A 12,476-nucleotide genomic window follows, 5' to 3' on the forward strand; every position below is an offset into this window, starting at 1 on the left:
GACCATCGACGCGACGAATCCGCTCGGGGGTCGACTCTCGGGGTTCGTCAGCCGCGTCACGGCGGAACCCAGCCAGCACTCGCGCGACTCTTGACATCGCCCGTCACTTGTCGTAGGCATAAGACATGACAGCGACTTTGTCTCACGAGTCAGCGGCGCACTTCGAGCTCGCCGACGCCGAGACCTGGCCGGACCCGTGGCCGATGTACCGCGCGCTGCGGGATCACGACCCGGTGCACCACGTGATCCCCCGCGGCCAGCCCGAGCACGACTACTACGTGCTCTCCCGGCACGCCGACATCTTCACCGCGGCCCGCGATCACGAGACCTTCTCGTCGGCCCAGGGCTTGACCGTGAACTACGGCGAGCTCGAATTGATCGGCCTGCAGGACAATCCGCCGATGGTCATGCAGGACCCGCCCGTGCACACCGAGTTCCGCAGACTCGTGTCACGAGGTTTCACCCCGCGGCAGGTGGAGGCCGTCGAGCCGAAGGTCCGCCAGTTCGTCGTGGAGCGCATCGAGGGGTTGCGCTCCAACGGCGGCGGGGACATCGTCGCCGAGCTTTTCAAACCGCTGCCGTCGATGGTCGTCGCCCACTACCTCGGAGTGCCGGAGGCCGACCGCCACCAGTTCGACGGATGGACCGACGCGATCGTCGCCGCCAACACCGCCGAGGGCGGGCTCGGCGGCGCGCTGGAGACGCTCGGCGACTCCCTCGGCGCGATGATGGCTTACTTCACCGCCCTGATCGAACGCAGGCGCGTCGAACCCGAGGACGACACGGTGTCCCACCTCGTCGCGGCCGGCGTCGGCGCCGACGGTGACATCGCGGGTGTGCTGTCGATCCTGGCCTTCACGTTCACGATGGTCACCGGCGGCAACGACACCACCACCGGAATGCTCGGCGGCGCAACCCAACTCCTGCACCAGCGGCCCGACCAGCGCAGGCTGCTCGTTGAGAACCCCGAACTGATCCCTGAGTCCGTCGACGAGTTCCTGCGACTCACCTCCCCCGTCCAGATGCTCGGCCGCACCGTGACCCGGGACGTCACCATCGGTGACACCACCATCCCCGAGGGCCGCCGCGCGATGTTCCTCTACGGCTCGGGCAACCGCGACGAACGCCAGTACGGCGACGACGCAGGCGAACTCGACGTCACCCGCCGGCCGCGCAACATCCTGACCTTCAGCCACGGCGCACATCACTGCCTGGGCGCCGCGGCGGCGCGCATGCAGTCTCGGGTGACACTCGAGGAGTTGCTCACCCGCATCCCCGAATTCGAGGTGGACGAGTCGGGCGTCGTGTGGGCCGGCGGCAGCTACGTGCGGCGCCCGCTGTCCGTGCCGTTCACCGTCACCGCCTGATGCCGGGCGACTGGCTGGCCGACCGGCGCACCGAGGTCGCCGCCGACCGCATCCTCGACGCCGCGGAGCAGCTGTTCGCCGAACGCGACGCCGCCACCGTCGGTATGCACGACATCGCCAAGGCCGCAGGATGTTCGAGGGCCACGCTGTACCGGTACTTCGAGAACCGCGACGCGCTGCACGCATCGTATGTGCACCGCGAGGCCCAGCGGCTCTACCAGGAGTTGGCGCGTCGGGTGGGCGGACTGACCGACCCGGCGGAGCGGTTGGTCGAAGGAGTGCTGACCGCGGTCACCAGCGTCCGCGACAGCCCGGCGATGTCATCGTGGTTCGCCTCGACGGAGCGGCCGATCGGCGGTCAGATGGCCGAGCAGTCGGAGGTCGTCAAGGCACTCGTCGAGTCGTTCGTCAAGGCGCTGGGCGTCGACGACGATGACGACGTCGAGCGGCGGGCGCGCTGGCTGGTGCGGGTGCTGACGTCGCTGCTGATGTTCCCCGGCCGCGACGAGGCCGACGAACGGGCGATGCTGACCCAGTTCGTGGTGCCGACGGTGGTGCCGGCGAACGAAGCGAGGCGCTGACTACTGCCGTGCCATCGCCACCCGGAAGCGCTCCTCGGGGTCGATGTAGTGGTCGGCGTCCTTCGAGTCCTCCCCGAGATCGATGCGCACCCAATCGATCCCGCCGCTGAACCGGCTGGTGTGCGCGGTGTAGTCCGGGCTGACCGTGGTGCCGGACTCGTAGCCGACGTCGGTGGTCTCGTCGGCGGAGAAGATGAAGCCCTGCGTCTGGTCGACGCGTCCGCTGCCCACCTCTCTGCCGTCGTAATACAGCGTGACGTCGCCGCCCTTGCCCATCCCGCCGCCGTCGTAGGCGAACTCCATCCGGACCTGGACGGTGCCGGACGGAACAGGTTCGGTCGCTTCGACGTCGAACGACGTGATGCCCAGAACGTTGTAGTGGAACTTGGCCCGACCGTCCACGGCGTACAGGCTCCAGCCGCCGAATCGTCCGCCCTGGGCGATGATCACACCGTTGGCGCCGCCGTCGGGGATGGTCACTTCGGAGGTGACAGCGAACGACTTGTTCTTGATGTCGACGACGCTGTTCTCCGACAATCGGCCCATGCCCGGAAAGAGCATCTGACTGTTGCCCTTGATCAGCGACGGTCGGCCCGCCGAGGTGGGATTGATCCGCTCGATCTGCCGATCGTCGAGCGGTAGCACGTTGTACTTGACCGCCTCGATCAGCCAGAGCCGTTGCAACTCATGCAGTTTCTCCGGGTTCTCCACCGAAAGGTCGTTCGCCTGGGTCCAGTCGACGTTGCCGTCGTAGAGCTCCCAGACGTCGTCGTCGAACGCGGGCATGACGGCCCCACCCATCGCCCAGGGTGTGCGGTGTTTGGTCACCGCGCTCCAGCCCTTGTGATAGATACCGCGGTTGCAGAACATCTCGAAGTACTGGGTCTGATGCCGTTCGGGCGCATCGGCCTCGTTGAAGCTGTACACCATGCTGGTGCCCTCGTACGGGCTCTGCAGGACACCGTTGACCATCGTGGGCGCGGGTATGCCTGCAGCCTCCAACACAGTGGGTGCCAGATCGATGACGTGACTGAACTGGTTGCGTTGCCCGCCTTTGTCTTTGATTCCTCTCGGCCAGTGCACTATCGTCCCGTTGCGGGTGCCACCCCAGTGCGACGCCACCTGCTTGGTCCACTGGTAGGGCGTGTCCATCGCCCACGCCCAGCCGACGGCGTAATGACCGTAGGACCCCTCGCCGCCGAACTCGTCGATCTTCGACATCAGGAACTCGGGCGTCTCGATGCCGGCCATGCCGTTGAAATTGGCCATCTCGTTGAACGCGCCCTGCAGCGTGCCCTCCGCGGAGGCTCCGTTGTCGCCGATGATCAGGTAGACGAGGGTGTCCTCGAGGACCGCCCCCAGCGAGTCGAGTAGGCGGCCTACCTGGTGATCGGTGTGCTCCAAGAAGGCGGCGTACACCTCCATCTCGCGCTCGAGCACGGGCTTGAGCGCCGGATCCATGTCGTCCCACGCCGGGATCTCCGGATCGCGCGCCGTGAGCACCGCATCCGGCGGAATGACACCGAGTTCCTTCTGCCGCTCGAAGGTGATCTCCCGCTGGCGATCCCAGCCGTGGGCGAATTTGCCGCGATACTTGTCGATCCACTCGGCGGGCACGTGATGCGGGGCGTGGGTGGCGCCCGGTGCGAAGTACATGAAGAACGGCTTGTCCGGAAGCAGCGCCTTCTGCTGGCGTGCCCAGTTGATGGCCTTATCGGTCAGATCCTCGGTCAGGTGGTAGCCCTCGGCCGCGGTCTTCGGCGGCTCGATCGGCGTGGTGCCCTGGTACAGAGCCGGATCCCACTGGTTGTTCTCCCCGCCGATGAAGCCGTAGAAGTATTCGAACCCGCCACCGCCCGTCGGCCATGCGGTGAACGGCCCGGCGGGGCTGGTCTGCCAGACGGGAACCTCGTGACACTTGCCGAACTGGGCGGTGGAGTACCCGTTGAGCTTCAGAGTCAGCGCCAGCGGCGCCTTGGTGTTCGGCAGTACCGAGGTGTATCCCGGTGCCGCCGTAGCCGTCTCGGTGATGTTACCCATGCCGACCGAGTGGTGGTTGCGCCCGGTCAGCAGCGCCTGCCGGGTCGGTGAGCACAGGGCGGTGGTGTGGAATCGGTTGTACTTCAGCCCACCCGAGGCCAGTTTCTCGAAGTTGGGCGTCTCACACGGCCCACCGAACGCGCTGCTGGCGCCGAAACCGACGTCGTCGATCAGGATCACGAGCACGTTGGGCGCCCCGTCGGGCGGCCGCACATCGGCGATCGGCGGATAGCTGGTGTCCGGATCCTTCGCGTCATAGGTGGTGAGACCGATATGGGAGACATCGGGAATCGGCAGGATGTCACGCCGAAGCTCAGGGGCCATGGGGTTCCGATCGACGTAGGCACCACCGCGCGGTGGTCCCGGACCACGCTGTTGTAGCCCGAGGGGCCAAGCGTATGTCCGGCGGCCACGCCGCCGCCCCGTAATTGACCCGCCGGAAGAAACTATTCGGCCGCCGTCAGGCCACCCAGTAGGCCTGGGCCTTGATCGACTTGCGCGGAATCCCGTACTCCTCACGCAACACCTTGGCCACCGCGCGGGTGGTCCGGTTGTCGCTGGCGACCCAGCCGAAATGATCGGCCGCGTCGAACGCCGAGGAGGTCACGGCGTCGACCAGCCCGGTGCCGGCGTTCTCGCGGTCCACCCAGGTGATGTCGACGTCGCGGGCCACCGGCAGGTCTTTGTCGTCGGCGTGGCCGGCCTCGAGGAACACCCGCGCCGGCGCATCGCCGATCGCGTCGAGCAGCGAGTTGATCGCCGGCAGCGACGCGGTGTCGCCGACGATGACGTAGCCGGCGGGGCGCGGTTCGGGCAGGGCGAAACTGCTGCCCAGCACCGTCACCTCGATGGTGTCGCCCGGCTCGGCGTCAGTGGCCCACTGCGAGGCGATGCCCTCGTGCAACGCGAATTCGACGTCCAAGGTGTCGGATTCCGGGTCGGGGTCGACCAGCGTGTAGCCGCGCTGATGCAGCTTGTCGCCGTCGGCGAACCACATCCGCACCCACTGCGTCGGATGTGTCGGCCGCCCGGCCAGCATGCCGCCGGCGGTGAAGCTGACACGCAGGTAGTGCGGGCCGATCTGTCGCTTGCCGGTGACCGTGAACTCGTAGTCACCCGCGCGGAACAGCTTCAGCACTGTGCCCTGCCAGCCGCGCGTCGCCTTTTGATCACCCATGCAGGTAAGGGTACCCTTAGTTGAGGGTCGGTTGGCTCGTCCGTCAACGCACAGGACGTACGCGGGTGAACCGGTGCAGCAGCCACGCGAGCGGGATGGTCACCACCAGCGTGCCGACGGACAGCGCCGCCATCGACCCGGTGTAGATCGGGAAGTGCAGGATCTCGACCATCACCAGTTCCATGGTGACGAGGTGGATCAAGAAGATCTCATAGGAGATCTCGCCGAGGAACACCATCGGCCTGCTGGCGAGGAATCGCGAGTACAACCCGCGGTCGCCGAGTGCCACCGGCGCCACGATGAGCGTCGCGATCACGGCGTAGAAGGCCGCCTTCCACATCGCCGGCGCCAAGGCGTAGGGCGACGTCGTCGGTTCTCCCGCAAGCGGTGTCGAGGCGATGAAGTAACTCACCACCGCGACGGGCAGCACCGCGAAGGCGTAACAGCGGACACCCATCACGGAGAGGACCGCGAGCAGCATGCCCCCGACGAACCAGACCAGATACGTCGGCAACCACAGACGCGCCCCGTCCGGTAACCCGTCGACGGTGTGGACGAAGATCAACCACGCCGGCGTCACCGCGGCCAACAGCGTCAGGCCACCGAGCAGCAGCCACGGCCGCCACCGGCGGCGGCACAGCACCGCCAACAGCAGCCAGGCCAACAGCGGCAACACCACGTAGAACGCGGCTTCCACCGCCAGGCTCCACATCTGGGTGAGGCCCTGATGCAGAAAGGAATACATGTACTGGTCGGTGTAGATCTGCGTCAGGGTGAGGTTGCGGAACAGCCCCTCCCAGGTGTGCCCGGGATTCGGCCCGGCCATGCGCCAGTGATAGACGAGGTATGCCGCGACGACCGTCACGGCGTAGGCCGGCATAATCCGACGGACGCGGTGCCAGGCGTAGCGGCGCACCGACGGCGGCGGACCGCCGGTGGCGGCGGCCTTGACCCACGGCCGGAACAGCAGGAACCCCGACAGCACGAAGAAGACCGGGACACCGATCTCCATGCGGGCGTAGACGAGCCCCTCGTACCCGTGGGTGTACTTGCCGGTGGTGTAGGCGGCGTGCGTCAGCACGACCAGCAGGGCGGCGACGGCCCGCACCCCGGTGAGCGAGGCGACCCGCTCGGCGGCGCTGACGGACTCGAGCCCGCCTTGGGCGTCGTTGAGCTGCCCGGTGTCCTGGACGCCTCGCGGTGCGGTCACTTGCCCTTGCGGTGCGCCTTGGGCCCGCTGTCGGGTTCGAGGTGGATGAGTTGACCCTGGATCCGGGTCTTCTCCAGGGCCTTCAACGTCTGCTGGGACAGGTTCGCAGGCAGCTCGACCAACGAATGGTCCGGCTTGATGGTGATGTGGCCGAAGTCGCTGCGGTTGAGCCCGCCCTCGTTGGCGATGGCACCGACGATCGCGCCGGGCATCACCTTGTGCCGCTTGCCCACCGCTATGCGGTACAGCGCGAGATCGCTGCGCCGCTCACGTGGCCTGCCCTCGCCGCGTTCCTTGCGGGGACGCTCGTCACGTTCGCGCTTCTTCTCCGGCGGCGGCTCGACCATCAGGAATTCCGCGCCGTCGCGGGCCTGCACCGCGAGCGCCGCCGCGATGTCGGCCATCGGGACGTTGTTGTCCCGCTCGTAGTCCTCGATGAGCCGGCGAAACAGGCCGATCTCGGGAGCCGTGAGCGATTCGCTGATCGAATCCCGGAACTTCTCGACGCGCTGGGCATTGACGTCGTCGACCGACGGCAGCGGGGACTCGACAAGCTTCTGCCGGGTCACGCGTTCGATCGAGCTGAGCAGATGGCGCTCGCGCGGGGTGACGAACAGCAGCGCGGTCCCCGAGCGGCCCGCCCGGCCCGTGCGGCCGATGCGGTGCACATAGGACTCGGGGTCGTGCGGGATGTCGTAGTTCAGCACGTGCGAGATGCGCTCGACGTCGAGGCCGCGGGCGGCGACGTCGGTGGCGATGAGGATGTCGAGCTTGCCGTCCTTGAGCGAGGCGATGGTGCGCTCACGCTGGGCCTGCGCGATGTCGCCGTTGATGGCCATCGCGGAGAACCCGCGGGCGCGCAGTTTCTCGGCGACCTCCTCGGTGGCCTGCTTGGTCCGGACGAACACGATCATCGCCTCGAACGGTTCGACCTCGAGCAACCGGGTGAGCGCGTCCATCTTCCGGTGTCCCGAGACCTGGATGTAGCGCTGGGTGATGTTGTCGGCGGTCGCGGTCTTGGATTCGACCTTCACCTGAACCGGGTCGTGCAGGTACTTGTTGGTGATCTTGCGGATGGCAGGCGGCATGGTGGCCGAGAACAGCGCCACCTGCTTGTACTCGGGCGTGCCTTCCAGGATGCGTTCGACGTCCTCGGCGAAACCCATCTGCAGCATCTCGTCGGCCTCGTCGAGCACCAGGTAGTCGAGATGCGAGAGGTCGAGGCTGCGCTTCTCCAGGTGGTCGATCACCCGGCCCGGCGTTCCGACGACCACCTGGGCGCCGCGCTTGAGCCCGGCCATCTGGGGGCCGTACGGCGAGCCGCCGTAGATCGGCAGGACGTTGACCTTCAGGTGCGCGCCGTAGCGGCTGAACGCCTCGGCGACCTGTAGGGCGAGCTCCCGCGTCGGCGCCAGCACCAGCGCCTGCGTGATGCGGCTCGAGGTGTCGATCTTGGACAGGATCGGGATGGCGAACGCCGCCGTCTTGCCGGTGCCCGTCTGCGCCAGGCCGACGACGTCGGACCCCGCCAGCATGGCCGGGATGGTGGCGGCCTGGATGGGCGACGGCGACTCATAGCCGACGTCAGCGACTGCCCGCAGCACCTCAGGGTGAATGTGCAGGTCAGCGAAGGAAGGTTCGGCTCCGGATTCTTCCGGTTCAGGCGGCGTCATAGCGAGGCAAGTCTAGTGCGCCGAAGCACGCCGGTCGCCCAGCGCGCCTGTTCGATCACTTTCGACCCGACAGGTCCGCGACGTGACATCCTGCGTGGGTGTCCACTCCGGTGGGGCCCTCGGGGATCGTGACGTTCCTCTTCACCGACATCGAGGGTTCGACGCGTCGGTGGGAGGCCGACGCAGGCGGGATGCGAGTCGCCCTGGCCGAGCACGACGAGTCGCTGCGCCAGGTGATCGACTCGCATGGCGGCTGGCTGTTCAAGCACACCGGCGACGGTGTCTGCGCCGCCTTCGCCTCGCCGCGCGCGGCGATCGACGCGGCGGTGGCGGCGCAGCGGACCCTCGAGTTGCCCGTGCGGATGGGCATCGCCACCGGCGAGGCGGAGCGGCGCGGCCAGGACTACTTCGGTGTCGTGCTCAATCGGGTCGCGAGAGTGATGTCCGCCGGTCACGGTCGCCAGATCCTGCTCGCCGAATCCACCGCGGCCCTGGTCGGCGACGTCGGCCTCATCCGCCTCGGGCCGCGCCGCCTGCGCGACGTGCCCGTCCCGGTGACGATCTTCCAGGTCTGCGCCGACGGCCTGCAGACGACGTTCCCGCCCCTGCGGGCCGTCGGGCCGACTCCGGGGAATCTGCGCCCGCAGGTGGCCAGGCTGGTCGGGCGCGACGCAGTCCTCGCCGAGATCACCGACACCGTGCGCAACCACCAGGTGGTGACGCTGACCGGCGTCGGCGGCGTCGGCAAAACCCGGCTGGCGCTCGCCGTCGCGGCGCGGCTCGAGAACGAGATGCCCGACGGCGTCTGGGTGATGGAACTCGCCGCGGTCGCCGACCCGGCCGCGGTGCCCGACGCGGTCGCCACCGTGCTGGGCATCACCCAGCAGCCGGGCGAGAGTCTGGTCGACACCATCGGCGCCGCACTCGAGGACCGAAACCAGCTGCTCGTGTTCGACAACTGCGAGCACCTTCTCGAGGCGTCCGCGGCCCTGATCGACGTCGTCGTCGCGCACTCGGCGACGGTGAAGATCCTGGCGACCAGCCGGGAAGGCCTCGGCCTCGCCGAGGAACGCGTCCGCACCGTGCCGTCCCTCGAGGTGGCAGCCGGAACGGCCTCAGCGGCGGTGGCCCTGTTCGTCGAGCGCGCCGACGCCGCGTCACAGCGCTTCTCGATGCAGGACCAGCGAACAGCCGACGCCGTGCTCGAGATCTGCCGTCGCCTCGACGGCATACCGCTGGCCATCGAACTCGCGGCGTCACGGATGGCGTCGATGTCGGCGATGGACGTCCGCGACCATCTCGACCAGCGCTTCCGGCTGCTCACCGGAACGCGGCGCGGGCTGCAACGGCACCAGACGCTCCGGCACGCCGTCGGCTGGTCCTACGAACTCCTCGACGATCGCGAGAAGGCGATGCTGATGAGGTGTTCGGTCTTCGTCGGCGGCTTCACATTGGCGAGCGCATGCGCCGTGGCCGGGTCCGGCTGCCCCGACGAGGTCGCGGTGCTGGACGTCCTCGACGCCCTGGTGCGCAAGTCGCTGCTGAGTGCCGAACAGACAGCGGGCGCCACGCGGTACTCGATGCTCGAGACCATCCGCGAGTTCGGTGAGGAGCGGCTCGCCGAGCATGGCGACGGCGCGGCGACGAGATCGGCGCATGCGCGGCACTTCGCAGGCTGCGAACGCGATCTGCTGAGACTGTGGGACGGACCGCGCCAGCGCGAGGCCTACGCCTGGCTGGATGCCGAGTGGACGAACCTGCGCACCGCCTTCCGCTGCGCCGCGGACAGCGGTGACATCGAGGTGGCCGCTGCGATCGCCTGCTGCTGTGCACCGCTCGGGTACATGGTGGAGAACTTCGAGGCGATCGCGTGGGCCGAGGAACTCGTCGAGCCGGCGCGCACCGCAGGCCATCCCCGGCTCGCCGCACTCTGCGTGGCGTCGGCGCTGTCGATGTGGCCCGGACGCTTCGAGGACGCGGTCCGCTACAGCGAGTGGGGACAGCTCGCCATCGGCGACGGGGCGGGAGTGGAGTTCGGCCTCGAGGGCTGGCTCGCCGGTCCCCTCCTGGCGATCGGGGAACCCGACCGCGCCGCCGCGTGGTGCCGCAACCGGCTGGCCCGCCATCCCGATTCCCACGGCCTCGTGCGGGCCTGCCTGGTGATGGCGTTGTGGAACCTCGGAACGGTCGAGGAGGCGACGGCGGCGACCGAAGGGCTGCTCGAGACGGCGGAGAGCTCTGGTAATCCGCACATGCTGTCGTTCGCCCTGTTCGCCTACGGCCGCGCGTTCAGGAGCGTCGATCACGTCCGCGCACTCGACGCGATGCGCCGCGGGCTGGCGATCGCCCGGGAGAGCGGCAACCGCACCAACGAATCGCATCTGGCGGTCAACATGGCGATCGTGGAGGCCACCCACGGCGACACGATGACGGCGCTCGACCACGTCGCGATGGCGATCGGCAACCAAGGCGACGCCGCGAACAGAATCGTCGCCAGCCGTCGGCTGGTGATACTCGCCTACCTCTTCGACCGGATCGGACGCTACGAACCCGCGGCGCGCCTCGTCGGCTTCGCGGCCAGTCCGTTCGCGACCGCGGTGTTCCCGGAGATCCAGGGCGCGCTCGAACATCTGCAGGAGGTGCTAGGCGAGACGCGGTACGCATCGCTGACGCACGCCGGGGCGACCACCTCGACGAACGAGATGGTCAACTTCGCCCACGAACAGATCGATCAGGTCCGCAGTGCGCTGACGCGGCCCGCATGACCTCCCGGGCCGGCAACGATCCGGCCGGTACGGTGCCTGTTGTGAAGTGGCTCGTGACACCGGCCGCAGCCCTGGCGCTGCTCACGATCGTCGGGTGCGGAGCGAGTGATTCGACGGTGTCGAAGACTCCCGAGGCCGCGACCGCGACGCCGAGCGCGGCACCGCCGCCGACCATCCGGCCGACCGTCGGCCCGACGACCGCAGCGCCGGCGGGCCCCGTCGACCCGTGCGCGGTCAACCTCGCCGCGCCCGAGATCGCCAAGGCGGTGTCCGAACTCCCCCGCGACCCCCGCAGCAACCAGGCCTGGAGTCCGGAACCGGTGGCCGGGAACTACAACGAGTGCGCCCAGTTGTCCGCGGTGATCGTGCGCGCCAACACCAATGCCGAGAGCCCGAACACCCGCGCGGTGCTGTTCCACCAGGGCAAGTTCATCCCGACCGCGGTGCCCGACACCTACGGGTTCAACGGTATCGAGGACTCGGCGTCGAGCGGGGATACCGTCGCGCTGCGGTATTCCGGCGGCATCGAGGGCCTCGACAGCGTGGTGCGGTTCCGCTGGAACGGCAACGGGGTCGAGTTGATCGGCAACACAGGCTGACCAACCACGCGCATGTGGTTTACGTCACAATCCCTCGGGTATGACGCCGGTGTCAATAGTTCGGGGACACCGGTGAAGGGATAGGTCCAATGGAGGACGCACTCCGAGACATGTGGCGGTCGGTGGCCACATTCGCGCCCAAACTCCTGGCGTTCATCGTCATCCTTGTCGTCGGCTGGCTGGTGGCCAAGCTCATCGCCAAGGCCATCGACAAGGTGCTCGAGCGGGTCGGATTCGACCGGGCCGTCGAGCGCGGCGGTATCAAGAAGGCGCTGCAGCAGAGCAACTACGACGCCTCGACCATCGTCAGCAAGATCGTCTACTACGCACTGCTGCTGTTCGTCCTGCAGCTGGCCTTCGGGGTGTTCGGCTCCAATCCGATCAGCGACCTGCTGGCCGGCGTCATCGCCTTCCTGCCGAAGCTGCTGGTCGCGCTCATCATCGTGGTGGTGGCCGCCGCGATCGCCGCGGCCGTGCGCGACATCGTGTCCAACGCCCTCGGCGGCCTGTCCTACGGACGGATGCTCGCCAACATCGCCAGCATCTTCATTCTCGGGCTCGGCATCATCGCCGCACTCAACCAGGTCGGCATCGCACTCACCGTGACCCTGCCCGTCCTCGTCGCGATCCTCGCCACCGTCGGCGGCATCCTCGTGGTCGGTGTCGGCGGCGGCCTGATCAAGCCGATGCAGCACCGCTGGGAGGACTACCTCGACAAGGCCGAGCGCGAGGGCCGCAACATGCGCGAGCACCTGGACCGGCGCCAGTCGGACGGGTCCACCCAGCAACTGCCGGTCTACAGCACTGCGCCGTCGGGCCCCACGCCCACCGGTCCCACCCCGACGGTCCCGGGACAGCCCTACCCGCAGGGTCAGGGCGGCGGCGCGTCCTATCCCCCGCCGCCGCAACACCAGGCGGCGCCGCCGCAGCACCAGGCGCCCCAGGGCTACGGCGACTACCCGCAGCAGGGCTACGGCGACCGCGGCCCGCAGAGGTAACCCCGCGGTATCCCCCGCCGCCGAGACTGCGGTGAGATCGCCGATCCGGTGCATGACGCGATCTCA

General features: G+C 68.3%; 9 protein-coding genes. 5 read left to right on the plus strand and 4 right to left on the minus strand.

Going from position 1 to position 12,476, the window contains the following annotated elements; translation table 11 throughout:
• Nucleotides 1-125 precede the first annotated feature (125 nt).
• Together H7I41_RS29700 and H7I41_RS29705 are read left to right on the plus strand one after the other, a co-directional pair.
• Nucleotides 126-1,367: a cytochrome P450 gene (locus tag H7I41_RS29700; RefSeq protein WP_264016244.1), complete on the plus strand. Its 1,242-nt coding sequence runs from the start codon at nucleotides 126-128 to the stop codon at nucleotides 1,365-1,367.
• Entirely contained in the window at nucleotides 1,367-1,948 is a 582-nt protein-coding gene (locus H7I41_RS29705) for a TetR/AcrR family transcriptional regulator (RefSeq protein WP_264016245.1), read from the plus strand. Before H7I41_RS29700 ends, H7I41_RS29705 begins: the two co-directional genes overlap by 1 nt.
• Here H7I41_RS29705 and H7I41_RS29710 read toward each other — a convergent pair whose 3' ends face one another.
• The 4 genes from H7I41_RS29710 to H7I41_RS29725 form a co-directional block, all read right to left on the minus strand.
• Nucleotides 1,949-4,312: an arylsulfatase gene (locus H7I41_RS29710; protein WP_264016246.1), complete on the minus strand. Its 2,364-nt coding sequence runs from the start codon at nucleotides 4,310-4,312 to the stop codon at nucleotides 1,949-1,951. It lies immediately after the preceding gene.
• Between the two features lie 136 nt (nucleotides 4,313-4,448).
• Entirely contained in the window at nucleotides 4,449-5,165 is a 717-nt protein-coding gene (locus H7I41_RS29715) for a siderophore-interacting protein (protein ID WP_264016247.1), read from the minus strand.
• A gap of 43 nt (nucleotides 5,166-5,208) precedes the next feature.
• Nucleotides 5,209-6,375, minus strand: a complete 1,167-nt coding sequence (locus H7I41_RS29720) for an acyltransferase family protein (protein WP_264016248.1) — start codon at nucleotides 6,373-6,375, stop codon at nucleotides 5,209-5,211.
• Entirely contained in the window at nucleotides 6,372-8,048 is a 1,677-nt protein-coding gene (locus tag H7I41_RS29725; protein WP_264016249.1) for a DEAD/DEAH box helicase, read from the minus strand. The genes H7I41_RS29720 and H7I41_RS29725 overlap by 4 nt, the downstream gene beginning before the upstream one ends.
• 98 nt (nucleotides 8,049-8,146) lie before the next feature.
• On the opposite strand from H7I41_RS29725, the gene H7I41_RS29730 reads away from it, so the two are divergent.
• From H7I41_RS29730 to H7I41_RS29740, 3 genes are all read left to right on the plus strand, one after another.
• Nucleotides 8,147-10,813 carry an ATP-binding protein gene (locus tag H7I41_RS29730; protein ID WP_264016250.1) on the plus strand — a complete coding sequence of 889 codons (2,667 nt, stop codon included), beginning with the start codon at nucleotides 8,147-8,149 and terminating at the stop codon, nucleotides 10,811-10,813.
• 41 nt (nucleotides 10,814-10,854) lie between these two features.
• A complete protein-coding gene (locus tag H7I41_RS29735; protein WP_264016251.1) occupies nucleotides 10,855-11,412 on the plus strand; it encodes an LppP/LprE family lipoprotein in 558 nt (185 codons plus the stop codon).
• A gap of 89 nt (nucleotides 11,413-11,501) precedes the next feature.
• Nucleotides 11,502-12,410, plus strand: a complete 909-nt coding sequence (locus H7I41_RS29740) for a mechanosensitive ion channel family protein (protein ID WP_264016252.1) — start codon at nucleotides 11,502-11,504, stop codon at nucleotides 12,408-12,410.
• The last annotated feature ends 66 nt before the right edge of the window (nucleotides 12,411-12,476 follow it).

Source organism: [Mycobacterium] manitobense (assembly GCF_025821665.1).
In the GTDB taxonomy this organism is placed as follows: Bacteria; Actinomycetota; Actinomycetes; order Mycobacteriales; family Mycobacteriaceae; genus Mycobacterium; species Mycobacterium arseniciresistens.